Source organism: Edaphosphingomonas fennica, from assembly GCF_003034225.1.
Lineage (GTDB): Bacteria > Pseudomonadota > Alphaproteobacteria > Sphingomonadales > Sphingomonadaceae > Sphingomonas_E > Sphingomonas_E fennica.
Genome location: NZ_PHHF01000042.1, coordinates 103189 through 120069, shown reverse-complemented (window position 1 = coordinate 120069; position 16881 = coordinate 103189). Strand labels below are relative to the sequence as shown.

The window sequence follows — 16881 nt, the reverse complement described above, 5'->3', positions numbered from 1 at the left end:
GATTTCACTATGTGGGCGCGCATGAACGCCCCCCAGCCCATCACCATGCCGATTCCCGGCGGCATCGATCCTGTGCCGGTTCCGCGCGCCGCCGTGCCCCGCGCCGACGGCCGCGTCGACCTGATCGGCCTTACCCGCGATCAGCTCCGCGCGCTGCTGGCCGAGGCCGGGCTGGAGCCCAAGCAGGCGAAATTGCGGGCGAAACAGCTCTGGCACTGGATCTATAATCGCGGCACCACCGATTTCACCGCGATGACGGACATCGCCAAGACGATGCATCCCTGGCTGGAGGAACGCTTCGTCATCGGCCGCCCGCAGGTGGTGCAGGCGCAGGTCTCCACGGACGGCACGCGCAAGTGGCTGCTGCGGTCGGACGACGGCCAGGATTATGAGATGGTGTTCATCCCCGATGCCGATCGGGGCACGCTCTGCGTTTCGAGCCAGGTGGGCTGCACGCTCAACTGCCGCTTCTGCCACACCGGCACGATGAAGCTGGTCCGCAACCTGACGGCGGGCGAGATCGTCGGCCAGGTGATGCTGGCGCGCGACGCGCTCGGCGAATGGCCCAGCCAGCCCGAGGGCCGCATGCTCACCAACATCGTGATGATGGGCATGGGCGAGCCGCTCTACAATTTCGACAATGTCCGCGATGCGCTGACGCTCGTCATGGACGGGGACGGGCTGGCGCTTTCCAAGCGGCGGATCACGCTTTCCACCAGCGGCGTGGTGCCGATGATGGAGCGCGCCGGCAAGGAGATCGGCGTGAACCTCGCCGTGTCGCTCCATGCCGTCACCAAGGAGATCCGCGACGAGATCGTGCCTATCAACAAGAAATACGGCATCGAGGAGCTGCTGTCCGCCTGCGCCGCCTATCCCGGCGCCAACAACGCCCGGCGCATCACCTTCGAATATGTGATGCTGAAGGACAAGAATGACAGCGACGAGGACGCGCGCGAGCTGGTCCGCCTGATCCGCCATTACAAGCTGCCCGCCAAGGTCAACCTGATCCCGTTCAACCCCTGGCCGGGCGTGCCCTATGAATGCTCGACCGACGAGCGCATCCAGCGCTTCTCGGACATCGTGTTCAAGGCCGGCATCTCCGCGCCGGTCCGCCAGCCGCGCGGGCGGGACATCATGGCCGCCTGCGGCCAGCTCAAGTCGGCCGCGGAAAAGATCAGCCGCGCCGAGCTCGATCGCCGCGCCGCCGAAAAGCAGGCCGCGCTCGGCTGAACAGGGATATCGGGAGGATCGCGCCTCCCGATGCCTTCGCCCGGTTTGCGCACCCTTGCGATGCGTTTCGGCAACACGGCCGATCGCGCCCTCCCGCTCGCCCTGTCGGCTTCGCCCTTTTTCTTGCCGGCGGGGATGCTATCATGCATGAAGCCTGCCAATTCGGCTTGGCTAACCCTTTGCCAACCATTGCCATGCGAACGGACCCGGCATGAACGACAGCGCCACCATCGAAAGGCCGTCCCATTTTCCGGAAGCCGAAGGCGTGGCGCGCGGGCTTTCGATCGTGTCGATCGCCAAGGCCTATGATCGCCGGCAGGTGCTGACGGACGTTTCGCTGGACGTGGCGCGCGGCGAGGTGGTGGGCCTGCTCGGCCCCAACGGCGCGGGCAAGACGACCTGCTTCTATTCGGTGATGGGGCTGGTGAAGCCCGATGCCGGGCGCATCCTGCTGGACGGACAGGATATCACCCGCCTGCCCATGTATCGCCGCGCGATCCTGGGCCTGGGCTATCTGCCACAGGAAACCTCGATCTTCCGGGGGCTGACGGTGGAGCAGAACATCCTCGCCGTGCTGGAGATGGTGGAGCCGGACAAGGATGTCCGCGCCCAGCGGCTGGAAACCCTCCTCGCGGAATTTCACATCGAACGGCTGCGCGGTTCGGCCGCGATGGCGCTTTCGGGCGGCGAGCGGCGGCGCTGCGAGATCGCCCGCGCGCTGGCGGCCGATCCCTCGATCATGCTGCTGGACGAGCCCTTCGCCGGCATCGACCCTCTCTCCATCGCCGACATCCGCGATCTGGTGAAGGATCTGAAGCGCCGCGACATCGGCGTGCTGATCACCGATCACAACGTCCGCGAAACGCTCGACATCGTCGATCGCGCCTGCATCATCTATGACGGGCGCGTGCTCTTTTCGGGAAGCCCGGAGGCGCTGGTGGCCGACGAGAATGTCCGCCGCCTCTATCTGGGCGAAAGCTTCGCGCTTTGAGATGATGCGCGCCGTCCTCGCCTTCGCCGCAGAGGAGCGCCGCTGATGGGGCTGGGGCCTCGCCTCGATCTGCGACAGAGCCAGTCGCTGGTGATGACGCCGCAGCTCCAGCAGGCGATCAAGCTGCTGGCGCTGTCCAACCTCGAAATCGAAGCCTTCATCGCCGAGGAGGTGGAGAAGAACCCGCTGCTGGAGGCGGGCGCGGCATCCGGCGAAGGCGAGCGCGACGGCGCGGGCGAGACCCGCGACGCCCCCGATTTTTCCGACGATGCGCCGGGCGATGGCGACGGCGGCGATTTCGACGGGGAAGGGCCGGAGCCCGCCACCGCCGACCGCCTGTTCGAAACCGGCGACGCCACGGCGGATGCGCCGCTGGACGTGGATTATGACGCGGACGTGTTCCAGCATGACAGCGCGATCGATTCGGCGCGCGGGCTGGACGGCGGCCTCGGCCTCGATATCGCCACCTCGGGCGGCAGATATTCGGAGGACGGCCCCGATTTCTCGGCGATGGCGGAGGATCTGTCCCTCCAGGATCATCTGCTGGCGCAGGCGGGCAGCAGCCTGTCCGGCAACGACCTCATAATCGCCGGCATGATCGTCGACCTGATCGACGAGGCCGGCTATTTCACCGGCGCCCCGCTCGATCTCTCGCAGCGCCTGGGCGTGCCGCTGGCGCAGGTCGAGCGCGTGCTGGCGACGATCCAGACCTTCGATCCCACCGGCGTCGGCGCCCGCACGCTCGCCGAATGCATCGCGCTGCAGGCCAGAGAGGTCGATCGCTACGACCCCGCCATGGCCCGGCTGATCGACAATCTCGATCTGCTCGCGCGCGGCGCCCTCCCCCAGCTCCGCCGCATCTGCGGGGTGGACGAGGAGGATATGGCGGACATGATCCGCGAGCTGCGCAATTATGATCCGAAACCGGGCCTGCGCTTCGGCGGCGGGCGCATCCAGCCGGTGACGCCCGACCTGTTCGTCGCGCGCACCGCCGGCGGCTGGGCGATCGAGCTCAACGCCGCCACGCTGCCGCGCGTGCTGGTCAACCGATCCTATTATGTCGAACTGGCGCGCGGCCCCCGTGACAAGGCGAGCAAGGCCTGGCTTTCGGATTGCCTGGCCAGCGCCAACTGGCTGGTGAAGGCGCTCGATCAGCGCGCCCGCACGATCATGAAGGTCGCGAGCGAGCTGGTGCAGCAGCAGGAAGCCTTCTTCACGCGCGGCGTCGAGCATCTCCGCCCGCTGACGCTGAAGGCGGTGGCGGACGCCATCGGCATGCACGAATCCACCGTCAGCCGCGTGACATCCAACAAATATCTGTCGTGCGAGCGCGGGCTGTTCGAGCTGAAATATTTCTTCACCAGCGCGATCCAGGCGTCCGACGGCGGCGACGCGGTTTCGGCCGAGGCGGTGAAGAGCCACATCGCCAAGCTGATCGCGGCCGAGGGCGACGATATCCTGTCCGACGACAAGCTGGTCGAGCTGCTGAAGGCCCGCGGCTTCGATATCGCGCGCCGCACCGTCGCCAAATATCGCGAAGGCCTGGGCCTCGGATCGTCCGTCCAGCGCCGCCGCCAGCGGGCCCTTTCCCGGCACGCCGCTTAACCATCTGCGTTTAGCGGATTTTTCCAGATCGTTACGTTAACAGCCCGGAAACGGAAGCCGGGGTAACAGGCGTCTGTATCGGGCGTCCGCCCGTTTCGATCCGCCGGGGGGGAGCGACCATATTCATGCCGGACATGCCGGAGAGATCGGAAGCGCGGCGGACATGGGATCGCATCGGCGATCTCCTGTTCACGCACGGGCTGGAGCCGACGGTCGCCAATTTCGATCTCTGCCGCCGTTATGTGATGGGCGATACCGCGCTGGTGAAGACCTTCGACCAGGCGATAGAGCGCCATGGCGGGCTGACCCGCACGGCGCTGGCCGGGCTGATGGCGGTCCACAGCCGCACCGTCACCAGCGACGAGATCATGCGCTTCGCCCAGCAGGCCCGGCAGAAGGCCGAGGAAGCCGCCCATGTGATCGGCGAGACACAGGGCGACACCCGCCGCTTCGCCGACGTGCTGGAGGCGGGTGCCGTCACGCTCGCGACCGGCGAGGGGCCGGAGGCGGTGATCGCCGAGCTGCTGGCCGAAACCCGGCTGATGACCGAGCGCGCCTGGGCGGCCGAGGACCGCATCCGCAAGGCATCCGACGAGATACAGGAGCTGCGCACCCGCCTTGCCGAGGCATCGGTATCGGCCAACAGCGATCCCTTGACCGGCCTGCCCAACCGCCGCGCGCTGGAGGCGCGGCTGCGCGACGCCTTCGAGGCCGCGCGCGCCCAGCGCCGCACCTTCTCCCTCGCCATCTGCGACATCGATAATTTCAAGCGGATCAACGACACGCACGGCCATCCGATCGGCGATCAGGTGATCCGGCTGATCGCGTCCGCCCTTTCCCGCGTGGGATCGGACAGCCTGTTCGTCGCGCGTTATGGCGGCGAGGAGTTCGTCGTCGTCTTCGACGGCGCCGAGCCGCGCGACGCCATGGCCCAGCTCGATACGATCCGCGCCGATGTCGCCGCCCGGCAGGTGACCTTGCGCCAGACGGGCGAGACGCTCGGCCGCGTCACCTTCTCGGCCGGCATCGCCGGCATGCGCGGGCGGCGCGACACCTCGGCCATGCTGAAGGCGGCGGACGACGCGCTCTATCGGGCCAAGAGCGACGGCCGCAACCGCATCTACGCGGCGGATTGAGCGCCCGCCCGGAAATGCGCTGACCGGCGGGCGCCCGATCAGCGGATGATTCCATCCGCCTCGAAACCGCTCTAGGGGATGGCATGGCCGTCACCCGCCTCGCGCTCACCGATTTCCGATCCTATGGCCAGGCGCTGCTCGCCTGCGAGCCGGGGCTGATCGTGCTGACCGGCGAGAATGGCGCGGGCAAGACCAATATATTGGAGGCCGTCTCGCTGCTCACCCCCGGCCGGGGGCTGCGCGGGGCGGCGCTTTCCGAAATGGCCCGCAGCGACGGGCCGGGCGGCTTCGCCGTCGCCGCGCGGCTGGCCGGCGATGTCGAGATCGGCACCGGCACGCTCGCCTCTGCACCCGAACGGCGGCAGGTGCGGATCAACGGGGCGGCGGCATCGGCCAACGCGCTTTCGGAATGGCTGGCGGTGCTGTGGCTCACCCCGGCGATGGACCGGCTGTTCGTGGAGGGCGCGGGCGGCCGCCGCCGCTTCCTCGACCGGCTGGTGCTGGCGCTGGAACCCGGCCACGCCGCCCATGCCGCGCGCTACGAGGCGGCGATGCGCGCGCGCAACCGGCTGCTGGCGGAGGAGCGGGACAGCGGCCGCCGCGCCGATCCCGCCTGGCTCGCCTCGCTGGAAGCGGCGATGGCGGAACATGGCGCGGCGGTGGCGGAAGCGCGGGCGCGCACCGTCACGGCGCTGGACGAGCGCATCGCCCGCCAGCCCGAAGGCCCCTTCGCCCGCGCCGCGCTGGCGATCGAAGGCGGCGAGGCGATGGCGGAGGCCGCGCTGCGCGAGGCGCTCGCCGCCGGCCGCGCCCGCGATGCCGTGGCGGGGAGGACGCTCACCGGCCCCCACCGCGCCGATCTTGCCGTCATCCATCGCGCCAAGGGCCAGCCGGCCGCACGCGCGTCGACCGGCGAGCAGAAGGCGCTGCTGCTCGGCATCGTCCTCGCCCATGCCGATCTGGTCGCCGAACGGGTCGGCCGCCGGCCGGTGCTGCTGCTCGACGAGGTCGCCGCCCATCTCGATCCGCTGCGCCGCGCCGCCCTGTTCGATCGGCTGGCGGCCGGCGGCGGCCAGGTGTGGATGACCGGCACGGAGCCCGCCTTGTTCGAGGCCGCGCCCGCCGGTGCCCAGCACCTCACCGTCGCCGCCGGGGCCGTCGTTCCGGTCGCTCATCCCAGCAGGTCATAGGCCCGCTCGATCCAGCTCAGGTCATAGAGCAGGAACAGGCCGGCGAAGGCGAGGTGGAAGGCGCGATTGCGCGTCGCCATCGCCGCGAGGCACAGCAGCACCCCCACTACCAGCCGGACCTCATATTCCGGCCCGAGCTGCGCCAGCCGCGCCGGCCCCTTCAGGATTGTATCGAAATAATCGACCACGAAGGTGAGCGCGAACAGCCCGAAGAACCAGCGCCGCCGCGACAGGAAATAATCCTCATAACCGGCATATTCGGCCAAATCGTCCGGGAAGAGCAGGCTCGCCAGCAGGAACCAGAGGAAGGCGTAGAACAGGATGAAGACGAACAGCTCGAACCGCCAGACGCGGATCGTGGCCAGCCCGAATTCCCACCACCAGAAATGGATCGCCGAAACCAGGATCACCAGCACCCACAAGAGGTGCGGCGCATAAAGCGGCACCCGGCCGGGATGCTGCACCAGCCGGGACAGGCCGGAAAGGATGCGGGTGAGGCTGAGGCCCAGCACCACCCCGATCAGCACCCGCAGATGCAGGTAGATTTCGTGGCTGTCGGGTTCCGGCGGCATCGGCGGCGCTCCATCCCATCGGGCAGCGAGCCTATCATCCCATTCCCCTACCGCCAAAAACCGGCCTTTTCCTTGCTGCCCTCCGCCATTAGGCTGGCGGCTGCGACAATCGCATCGAACAGATATCCGGGGGGATCATAATGCCATCGTCCACGCGGCCGCTCCGCGCCCGCCTGCTCGCCATCCTGCTGATCGCCGGGGCGGCCGCGCCCGCCGCCGCCGTGATCTTTCCGAGCGGCACCACCCGTGACGGAGCGTTGTTTCCGGCCGTGATGATCGACAAGGCGACGCTCGCCTACACGGCCGACGGCATGGGCAATATCAGCCAGTGCACGGCGATCGTCAGCACCAAATCCGTCCGCCGCGACTATCGCGCCTGCGATACGCTGCGCAATCGCGGCGTGCCCCGCGACATCAAGCCCGCCCTGCCGGTGGCGGACGCCCAGCCGCTGGTGACGCCCGCCGACTATCCCGAACGCGCGGCCAGGCGCGGCGATTCCGGCACGACGCGCGCGGTGGTGGAGGTGGACGAGACCGGCAAGGCGGCCGCCTGCTGGGTGTTCCTTTCCAGCGGATCGGCCGATCTCGACCAGCGATCCTGCACCCTCATCCTCGCCCGCGCCCGCTACATGCCGGCGACGCTGAAAGGCCACCCGGTCCGCGCCATCGGCATGCGCGACGTGGCGTGGGAAGCGCCGCCGAAGCGGTGAAGCGCCGGCGCCGCGGCATCCGGGCCGCGGGCCAGCGCGAACCGCGCGCCCGAAGGGCCCGCCGCCACCCATTTCGCTTGGGTTTGGCGCTTCGATTCCCTATATGCTCGACATGGCTAGCGAACCCGAGAACACCCCTTCCCCCAACGATTATGGCGCCGATTCGATCAAGGTCCTGAAGGGCCTCGATGCCGTGCGCAAGCGGCCCGGCATGTATATCGGCGATACCGATGACGGTTCGGGCCTGCACCATATGGTGTTCGAGGTTTCGGACAATGCGATCGACGAGGCGCTGGCCGGGCATTGCGACCTGATCCTGATCACCCTCAACCCCGACGGATCGGTCTCGGTCGAGGATAATGGCCGCGGCATCCCCACCGGCATCCATGCCGAGGAAGGCGTGTCGGCGGCCGAGGTCATCATGACCCAGCTCCATGCCGGCGGTAAGTTCGACAACACGTCGGATTCCAACGCCTACAAGGTTTCGGGCGGCCTCCACGGCGTCGGCGTGTCGGTGGTGAACGCGCTGTCCGATTTCCTCGATCTCACCATCTGGCGCGACGGGGAGGAGCATTATATGCGCTTCCAGCGCGGCGATGCCGTGGCTCCGCTCAAGGTGGTCGGCCCGTCCAACGGGAAGAAGGGCACGCGCGTCACCTTCCTGCCTTCGACGGACACGTTCAAGAACGTCACCGAGTTCGATTTCGACAAGCTGGAGCATCGCTATCGCGAGCTCGCCTTCCTCAATTCCGGCGTGCGGCTATTCCTGATCGATGCCCGCCATGCCGAGAAGAAGGAGGTGGAGCTGTTCTACGAAGGGGGCATCGCCGCCTTCGTGAAATATCTCGATCGCGCCAAGACCCCGCTGATGCCGGAGCCGGTGGCGATCACCGGCCAGCGCGACGATGTCGGCATCGATGTCGCGCTGGAATGGAATGACAGCTATTACGAGCAGGTTCTCTGCTTCACCAACAACATCCCGCAGCGCGACGGCGGCACCCACCTCGCCGCCTTCCGCGCGGCGCTCACCCGCACGCTCAACGCCTATGCCGACAAGTCCGGCCTCCTGAAGAAGGAGAAGGTGACGCTGACGGGCGACGACATGCGCGAGGGCCTTACCGCGATCGTCTCGGTCAAGCTGCCCGATCCGAAGTTCAGCTCGCAGACCAAGGACAAGCTCGTCTCGTCCGAGGTGCGCCAGCCGCTCGAGGCGCTGATGGCGGACAAGCTGGCCGACTGGCTGGAGGAAAATCCCGCCCATGCCCGCGCGATCATCCAGAAGGTGATCGACGCCGCCGCCGCGCGCGAGGCCGCCCGCAAGGCGCGCGAGCTGACCCGGCGCAAAGGCGTGATGGACATCGCCTCGCTGCCCGGCAAGCTTGCCGATTGCCAGGAGCGCGATCCCGCCAAGTCCGAACTGTTCCTGGTCGAGGGTGATTCGGCCGGCGGCTCTGCCAAGCAGGGCCGTGACCGCCATTATCAGGCGATCCTGCCGCTCAAGGGCAAGATCCTGAACGTAGAGCGCGCGCGGTTCGACCGGATGCTGTCGTCCAAGGAAATCGGCACCCTGATCCAGGCGCTCGGCACCGGCATCGGCCGCGACGATTTCAACATCGAGAAGCTGCGCTACCACAAGATCGTCATCATGACGGACGCCGACGTGGACGGCGCCCACATCCGCACGCTGCTGCTCACCTTCTTCTACCGGCAGATGCCGGACATCATCGAGAAGGGGCACCTCTTCATCGCCCAGCCGCCGCTCTACAAGGTGGCCAAGGGCCGGTCCGAGGTCTACCTCAAGGATAATGCCGCGCTCGACGAATATCTGGTCGATGCCGGCATCGGATCGATGGTGCTGGAAACCGCCGGCGGCGCGCGCTCGGGCGAGGATCTGCGCGGGCTGATCGACCATGCCCGCCGCATGCGCACGCTGATGGGCTATGTGCCGCGCCGCTACGATCCCGCGATCGTCGAGGCGCTGGCGCTGACCGGCGCGCTCGATCCCGCCGGTTCGCCGGAAGCCCATGCCGAGGCCGCCGCGCGCGTGGCCGGCTGGCTCGGCCGTGGCGACCCGGAAGCGAGCTGGAGCGGCACCGCCACCTCCGACGGCGGCTATCATCTCGTCCGCCTGTGGCGCGGGGTGAGCGATCACCACGTCATCGACGGCGCCTTCGTCGCCTCGCAGGAAGCGCGCAAGCTCCACACGCTGGCCGCCGAGCAGGCGAATACCTATGCCACCACCGCGCGCATCGTCGCGGTCAAGGCGGCGGAAAAGGCGGCCGAGGCCGAGGAGGGCGACGAGCCCGCGATCGACACGCGCGGCAAGCCGGTGACGCGCCCGTCCGAGCTGCTGGAGGCGATCTTCGCCGCCGGCCGCAAGGGCCTGTCGATCAGCCGCTACAAGGGCCTGGGCGAGATGAATGCCGAGCAGCTCTGGGAAACCACGCTCGATCCGGCCAACCGCTCGATGCTGCAAGTCGAGGTGTCGCAGGCCGACGTGGCCGACGAGATCTTCACCCGCCTGATGGGCGACATCGTCGAGCCGCGCCGCGAATTCATCCAGGAAAACGCCCTCTCCGTCGCCAATCTCGACGTGTGATCGGATCGCCGGCGCGCCCGGCGCTCCGTCGCGGTCAGGATCGCTTCTGGCTGGCGGACGGAGTGTCGGCGGTGCGCTGGCGGAGGCGGCAGTTACGGGCGGCCTCCAGTCCGCGCAGGAAGCCGCGACGGGCATAGCCCGCATCGATCGCGGCATTCAGGCGGCGCTGCGCGGGGGCGGCGCCGGAAACCTCGCGCACCAGGCCGCGAAAGGGAAGGATGCCGTTCACGATCATCTTGCCGCCGGCCTCGGCCAGCTTGGCGGCCTTGTTCTCCTTCGCCACGGTTCCTTCCAGGTCCGGCCCCAGCACCGCATCCAGCTCCGCCAGCGCATGGCCGATCTGGTCGCAGCTCCCCACCCCCTCCATGGCATAGGGATATTGCGCGGCGGCGATCAGCACCGGCGGGATCTTCTTTTCCATGATGCCGACATCCTGCGCCGGCTGGCTGACGATATCCCCGGTCTTGCGGGCGACCGCCTCCACCGGGTCCGGCTCCGGCTGGGAGGCGCGCGCCACCGATGGCGGCTTCGGCGGCGGCGCGACCGGCCGGGGAATGCAGGCGGTGCCCATCAGCGACAGGAGAAAAAGGGCCAATCCGGATCGGCCCCGAAAACGGTGTGGAATGATATTCCCTCGGCTCGGTTCGATCGGGGTGATTATCACCGGGCCGGGCGCGAAGGCCAGCCTCTCGATGCCTGGCACCCCGGCAGGCGCTTGGAACCGGCCGGCCGCCATGCTCTAGTGCGGGGATGTCACCACGCGCGCACCGCCTGCTATCCGCCCTTCTCGCCACCGCCGTCATCGCCGCTCCGGTGGCGGCGCAGACCACCTATGACAGCGCCGATCCGTTCATCGGCACCGGCGGCGAAGGCCATACCTTCCCCGGCGCGGTCGCGCCGTTCGGGATGGTCCAGGTCAGCCCGGATACGGACACCGGCTGCGAGATACGCGACTGCTACGGCCATGCCGCCGGCTATCGCCATGGCGATCCGACCATCCAGGGCTTTTCGCAGACCCATTTTTCCGGCGCCGGCCATTCCGATCTCGGCGATTTTCTGCTGATGCCGGTGGCCGGCGACGCGGTGCCGCTGGAGCCGGGTGATCCCGCCAAGCCCAGGTCCGGCTATCGGTCGCGCTTCTCGCATGACCAAGAGGTCGCGCGGCCCGGCTATTATGCGGTCTCGCTCATCGACCACGGCGTGCGGGCGGAGCTTACCGCCGGGCCGCGCGTCGGCGTGCATCGCTATGCCTTTCCGGCCGGCAAGGCGGCGCATGTCGTGCTCGACCTGCGCAGCTCGCTCTACAATTATCCGGGCAAGATCCTCTGGTCGTCGGTCCGCCTCCGCGCCGACGGCACGATCACCGGATCGCGCGAAACGCGCGGCTGGGCGCCGGCGCGCAAGCTGTTCTTCGCCATCCGCCCGAACGTTCCGCTCCAGGGCCACGCCTTCCTCGATCGCGAGGAAAACATCCCCTATCGCGGCTTCCAGGGGCCGGGGCGCGGCCGGGAGGATGTGGTGCAGCTTCAGGGCCGCGCGCTCGTCGCGAGGCTGGATTTCGGCAAGCTGGCCTCGCCGCTCGAGGTAAAGGTCGCCATCTCCAGCGTCGACGAGGATGCGGCGATCGCCAACCTCGAAAGCGAGGCGGGCGATTTCGATGCGATCCGCGCCCGCACCAGGGCAGCGTGGGAACAGGCGCTCGGCGCCGTCGAGATCGATGCCCCCGCGCCGATGAAGCGCATGGTGGCCACCGCGCTCTACCATGCATTGCTGGCGCCGAGCATCTTTTCCGACGCGGACGGCCGCTATCGGGGGCCGGACGATCAGGTCCATCGGGCGGAGGGCTTCACCTTCCATTCCACCTTTTCGCTGTGGGACACGTTCCGCGCCGAACATCCGCTGCTGCTGCTGGTCCAGCCGGAATCGCGGAACCTGGATTTCGTGAAGTCGCTGCTCGCCAGCCAGCAGGCGAGCCCCTTCGGCCTGCTGCCCGTGTGGCAGTTCCACGGGCGCGAGACCTGGACGATGATCGGCTATCATGCCGTGCCCGTCATCGCCGACGCCTATCTGAAGGGATTGCGCGGCTTCGATGCCGATGCCGCGCTCGACGCCATGGTCAGGAGCGCCAGCTACGGCCCCTATGGCGGGCTGGACGATTATATGAAGCTGGGCTTCGTGCCAATCGACCGCGAGCCGGAGGCCGCGTCCAAGACAGTCGAATATGCCTATGACGACTGGACCATCGCCCGCATGGCCGGGGCAATGGGCCGGGCCGGCATCGCCCGGCGGTTCGAACGCCGCGCCGGCAACTGGCGCAACAGCTTCGACGCGCAGAGCGGCTTCCTGCGCGCGCGCAAGGTTGACGGCAGCTTCCGCACGCCCTTCGATCCCACCGCCATCAACTATGGCAGCGACTATACCGAGGGAAATGCCTGGCAATATAGCTGGTTCGTGCCCCAGGATCAGGCGGCGATGTTCGCGCTGCTCGGCGGCGATGCGGCGGCGGCGGCCAAGCTCGACCGGATGTTCGAATTCGACAATTCGAAGCTCGATTACAGCCATGCCGAGGATATTGCCGGCCTGATCGGCCAATATATCCACGGCAACGAGCCGAGCCACCATGTCGCCTATCTCTACGCCTATGCCGGCCAGCCCTGGCGCACGCAGGAACGGCTGAAGCAGATCGTGGAAAGCCAGTATAAGCCCACGCCCGACGGGCTTTCGGGCAATGACGATCTCGGCCAGATGTCCGCCTGGCTGGTCTTCACCGCGCTGGGCTTCTACCCGGTGGCGCCGGGATCGAACGAATATGTGATCGGCCGCCCCTTCGTCGACCGGGCGACGCTGGCCCTGCCCAACGGCAAGCGGCTGCTGATCGTCGCGGACGGCCTGTCGGATGCGAACCGCTATGTCGGCCGGGTGGCGCTGAACGGCAAGCCGCTGGACCGGGCCTATCTGCGGCATGACGAGATCATGGCCGGGGGCGAGCTGCGCTTCACCATGCAGCCCGGGCCCGAAAGGACGTGGGGCACGGCGCCCGCCGCCAGGCCCTATTCGATGAGCACCGCCCGGCCCGAAAGATAGCGCGAGGGGCAAGGCGGCACGGGCCGCCCCCGATTGCGCGATGACGGCGGCGGGGGCACCATCATCCCTTCCCTACGGACGGGCGGGGAGGAGGCAGGCATGAAACGCGCATCTTTATGGGCCGCCGGCATTGTCGCGCTTCTCCTGCTCCTCCTGCTGCTGGCCTTCCGGCTCAGCCCGTGGCCGTCCGCCGCCGTCATCACCTACATGTTCTCGCGCGGGGACGATGCGTCGGAGGCCGCGCTCGAAAAGCATGTGCCCGCCGGCATCGTCGCGCGGCGCGACCTCGCCTACGGCCCCGGCCGGGACGAGCGGTTCGACCTCTATCATCCGGCCGGCTCCACGGCGCCGCGCCGCATGATCGTCTGGGTGCATGGCGGCGCCTGGATCGCCGGCAGCAAGGATGGCGTCGCCAATTATCTGAAAGTGCTGGCCGGCCACGGCTATGCGACGGTGGCGGTGGAATATTCCACGGGCTTCGGCTCCACCTATCCCAGGCCGGTGGAGCAGGTGAACGCCGCCCTCGGCCATCTCGTGCGCGAAGCCGGCGCGCTCGGCATCGCGCCCGGCCGGATCGTGCTGGCGGGGGATTCCGCCGGCGCGCAGATCGCGGCCCAGATCGCGCTGCTCACCACCGATCCCGCTTATGCCCGCGCGGTCGGCATCGCCCCCGCGCTGCGGCCCGGCCAGCTTTCCGCCCTGCTGCTGGTATCCGGCGCCTATGATGTCGGTACCATCAATCTGGAGGGCGACCATGGCTGGTTCCTCAAGACCGTGCTCTGGGCCTATTCGGGCACGAGGAACTTCCTGGAGGACGATCGCTTCCGCCTCGCCTCGATCACGCCCAACGTGACGCCGGCCTTCCCGCGCAGCTTCCTGTCGAGCGGCAATGCCGATCCGCTGGCGCCGCAGGCGGTGGCGCTGGCGGAAAAGCTGCGGAGCATCGGCGTGGAGACGGACACGCTCTTCTTCCCGGCGGACTACCGCCCGCCCCTGCCCCACGAATATCAGTTCAACCTCGATACCGCGGCCGGCAGGCAGGCGCTGGCGGCGATGCTGGCCTTCATCGAGGAGGATGCGCCCGCATCTCCGCCCGCCGCCGCCGCCGGGCCGGGTCAGGCGCCGTAATCGATCCGCACGCGGCCGGCCGCCTCGGCGGCGATGCGGCGGGCGTCCTCGACGCTGCCGGCCCGCGCCAGCGCCACGCCCATCCGCCGGTTCGGGCGCGTCACCGGCTTGGCGAAGATGCGCAGGTCCACCTCGCCGCCCGGCACCGCCAGCGCATCGCCCAGCCCTTCGAAGCAGAAATCGCCGGCATCGCGATCGGCCAGGATCACCGCCGAGGCGGACGGGCCGTAGAGCCGTATCTCCGGGATCGGCAGGCCCAATATGGCGCGGGCGTGGAGATCGAACTCGTTGAGGTTCTGGCTGACGAGCGTCACCATGCCGGTATCGTGCGGGCGCGGCGAAAGCTCGGAGAAGATCACCTCCTCGCCCTTCACGAAGAATTCGACGCCGAAGATGCCGTAGCCGCCCAGATCGTCCACCACCTTGCGCGCCATATCCTCGGCGGCGGCCAGCGCCGCCCTGGACATGGGCGTCGGCTGCCAGGATTCCTGATAGTCGCCGCGTTCCTGCCGATGGCCGATCGGCGGGCAGAAATGCACGCCGTCGCGCGCCCGCACCGTCAGCAGGGTGATCTCATAATCGAAATCGACGAACTCCTCGACGATCACCCTCTTCCGGTCGCCGCGCATGTTGGCGACGGCATAGTCCCAGGCCCGCTCCAGATCGTCCGCCGTCTTCACCGTGCTCTGGCCCTTGCCGGATGACGACATCACCGGCTTGATCACGCAGGGCAGGCCGGTATGGGCGGCGCCCGCCCGCACCTCCTCCAGCGTCTCGGCATAGCGGTAGCGCGACGTGCGCAGGCCAAGCTCGGTCGCCGCCACCTCGCGGATGCGATCGCGGTTCATGGTCATGATCGTGGCGCGGGCGGAGGGCACGATCGTCACGCCCCCGGCCTCCATCTCGGCCAGCACCTCGGTGCGGATCGCCTCGATCTCCGGCACCACGAAATCGGGCCTGTGCCGCTCGATCGCCGCGCGCAGCAGGTCCGCATCCAGCATCGAGAATATCTCGAACCCGTCGGCCACCTGCATCGCCGGCGCGCCCGCATAGCTGTCGCAGGCGATGACATGGCAGCCGAGCCGCTTGGCGGAGATCACGAACTCCCGGCCAAGCTCGCCCGAACCGAGCAACAGGATCCTTGCGGTGAATGTCATGCCATGCCTTCCGGGGCCGATCGCGGCCAGCGCTGTTTGCCGATACCGCCCGATGCCGTCCCGGCGGCGGTCCCGTCAATCACGGTTTTGTGCCGCGCCAGCCCTCAGCAGGCGACCACGTTCACCGCCAGCCCGCCGAGGCTGGTTTCCTTATACTGTGATTTCATGTCCTCGCCGGTCTGGCGCATCGTCTCGATCACCGCATCCAGGCTCACGACATGGCCGCCGTCGCCGTGCAGCGCCAGATAGGCGGCGTTGATCGCCTTGATCGCGCCCATCGTGTTGCGTTCGATGCAGGGGATCTGCACCAGCCCGCCGATCGGATCGCAGGTGAGGCCCAGATTATGCTCCATGCCGATCTCGGCGGCATTCTCGATCTGGGCGTTGCTGCCGCCCAGCGCCGCCGCCAGGCCCGCCGCCGCCATCGAGCAGGCGACGCCGACCTCGCCCTGGCACCCCATCTCCGCCGCCGATATCGACGCGCGCTTCTTGTAGAGGAAGCCGATGGCGGCGGCGGTGTAGAGGAACAGCCGCGATCCGGCCGGGCCGCCGCCATGGACGAAGGTTTCGTAATAGCGCAGCACCGCCGGGATCACGCCCGCAGCTCCATTGGTGGGCGCGGTGACGACACGGCCGCCGGCCGCATTCTCCTCGTTCACCGCCAGCGCCCACAGGCTGACCCATTCGAACACCGCCGAAGGATCGGATCGCGGGCCGCGCGCCAGCAGCGAATCGTGCATCGCCCGCGCGCGGCGCTTCACCCGCAATCCGCCGGGAAGCTCGCCCTCGCCCTTCAGCCCGCGTTCGATGCAGGCGAACATGGTGGCGCGCACCCGATCGAGGAAGGCGTCCGTCTCCGCCTCGTCGCGCCAGGCGGCCTCGTTGCGGCGCACGGCATCCGCCAGCGTCATCCCGCCCGCCTCGCACATCGCCAGCAGCTCGGCGGCGGATTCGAAGGGATGCGGCTCGACCACGTTCACGCGCGGCGGCTCCACGCCCGCCTCGCGGATCGCGCCCCCGCCCGTTGAAAGGAAGCGCCGCTCGATCCGGCTGCCATCCTCCAGCACCGCTTCGAACACCATGCCGTTGGGATGTTCGGGCAGGAAGGTCTCGGAAAAGCGCAGGTCGCGATCCTCGGCGAAGGCGATGCTCGGCCCACCGCCCAGCGGCAGCCGCCCTTCGGCGCGGATCGCCGCGATCAGGCCGGGCGCGGCATCGGGATCGATGGCGTCCGGTTCCCATCCCGCCAGCCCCAGCAGCACCGCCGTGTCGGTGGCATGGCCCCGCCCGGTGAGCGCCAGCGATCCGTGCAGCGTGCAGCGCACCCGCGCCACCGGCTGCCCGCTTTCGACAAGCCCGCGCGCGAAGCGGCAGGCGGCGCGCATCGGCCCCACCGTGTGCGAACTGGACGGGCCGATGCCGAGGATGAAAAGTTCCGTGACGCTCATTACCGCTGGCAGATCGAGGAAGGGATGGACG

13 protein-coding genes are annotated in these 16881 nt (G+C 68.4%); 9 read left to right on the top strand and 4 right to left on the bottom strand.

Going from position 1 to position 16881, the window contains the following annotated elements; translation table 11 throughout:
• Positions 1-21 precede the first annotated feature (21 nt).
• The 5 genes from rlmN (at position 22) to recF (ending at position 6152) form a co-directional block, all read left to right on the top strand.
• Positions 22-1230, top strand: a complete 1209-nt coding sequence (rlmN, locus tag CV103_RS09915; RefSeq protein WP_107394840.1) for a dual-specificity RNA methyltransferase RlmN — start codon at positions 22-24, stop codon at positions 1228-1230.
• Positions 1231-1441: 211 nt separating this feature from the next.
• On the top strand, positions 1442-2221 hold the full coding sequence (gene lptB, locus CV103_RS09910; protein ID WP_015459043.1) for an LPS export ABC transporter ATP-binding protein: 780 nt from the start codon (positions 1442-1444) through the stop codon (positions 2219-2221).
• A 45-nt stretch (positions 2222-2266) separates the two neighbouring features.
• Positions 2267-3826 (top strand): RNA polymerase factor sigma-54, encoded by a 1560-nt coding sequence (gene rpoN / locus CV103_RS09905; protein WP_107394812.1) that lies wholly within the window; start codon positions 2267-2269, stop codon positions 3824-3826.
• A gap of 125 nt (positions 3827-3951) precedes the next feature.
• Entirely contained in the window at positions 3952-4962 is a 1011-nt protein-coding gene (locus tag CV103_RS09900; RefSeq protein WP_015459041.1) for a GGDEF domain-containing protein, read from the top strand.
• Positions 4963-5045: 83 nt separating this feature from the next.
• Positions 5046-6152 carry a DNA replication/repair protein RecF gene (gene recF / locus CV103_RS09895; RefSeq protein WP_015459040.1) on the top strand — a complete coding sequence of 369 codons (1107 nt, stop codon included), beginning with the start codon at positions 5046-5048 and terminating at the stop codon, positions 6150-6152.
• On the opposite strand, the gene CV103_RS09890 is transcribed toward recF, so the two are convergent.
• The gene (locus tag CV103_RS09890) at positions 6134-6724 is read right to left on the bottom strand and encodes a hypothetical protein (RefSeq protein WP_107394811.1); all 591 of its coding nucleotides are present in this window, start codon (positions 6722-6724) and stop codon (positions 6134-6136) included. The two genes, recF and CV103_RS09890, sit on opposite strands and share 19 nt — an antisense overlap.
• Before the next feature lie 140 nt (positions 6725-6864).
• Here CV103_RS09890 and CV103_RS09885 point away from each other — a divergent pair, with 140 nt between their 5' ends.
• Together CV103_RS09885 and gyrB are read left to right on the top strand one after the other, a co-directional pair.
• On the top strand, positions 6865-7434 hold the full coding sequence (locus CV103_RS09885) for an energy transducer TonB (RefSeq protein WP_107394810.1): 570 nt from the start codon (positions 6865-6867) through the stop codon (positions 7432-7434).
• 103 nt (positions 7435-7537) lie between these two features.
• The gene (gyrB, locus tag CV103_RS09880; RefSeq protein WP_413818408.1) at positions 7538-10033 is read left to right on the top strand and encodes a DNA topoisomerase (ATP-hydrolyzing) subunit B; all 2496 of its coding nucleotides are present in this window, start codon (positions 7538-7540) and stop codon (positions 10031-10033) included.
• Positions 10034-10067: 34 nt separating this feature from the next.
• On the opposite strand, the gene CV103_RS09875 is transcribed toward gyrB, so the two are convergent.
• A complete protein-coding gene (locus CV103_RS09875) occupies positions 10068-10628 on the bottom strand; it encodes a hypothetical protein (protein WP_107394809.1) in 561 nt (186 codons plus the stop codon).
• A gap of 155 nt (positions 10629-10783) precedes the next feature.
• On the opposite strand from CV103_RS09875, the gene CV103_RS09870 reads away from it, so the two are divergent.
• Complete coding sequence (locus tag CV103_RS09870; protein WP_107394808.1) at positions 10784-13117, top strand: GH92 family glycosyl hydrolase; 2334 nt, start codon at positions 10784-10786, stop codon at positions 13115-13117.
• A 99-nt stretch (positions 13118-13216) separates the two neighbouring features.
• Complete coding sequence (locus tag CV103_RS09865; protein ID WP_107394807.1) at positions 13217-14245, top strand: alpha/beta hydrolase; 1029 nt, start codon at positions 13217-13219, stop codon at positions 14243-14245.
• On the opposite strand, the gene purT is transcribed toward CV103_RS09865, so the two are convergent.
• Both purT and CV103_RS09855 read right to left on the bottom strand, forming a co-directional pair.
• Positions 14233-15402, bottom strand: coding sequence for a formate-dependent phosphoribosylglycinamide formyltransferase (purT, locus tag CV103_RS09860; RefSeq protein WP_107394806.1), 1170 nt, complete (start codon positions 15400-15402; stop codon positions 14233-14235). The two genes, CV103_RS09865 and purT, sit on opposite strands and share 13 nt — an antisense overlap.
• A 104-nt stretch (positions 15403-15506) precedes the next feature.
• Positions 15507-16850, bottom strand: coding sequence for an L-serine ammonia-lyase (locus CV103_RS09855; protein ID WP_107394805.1), 1344 nt, complete (start codon positions 16848-16850; stop codon positions 15507-15509).
• Positions 16851-16881 lie beyond the last annotated feature (31 nt).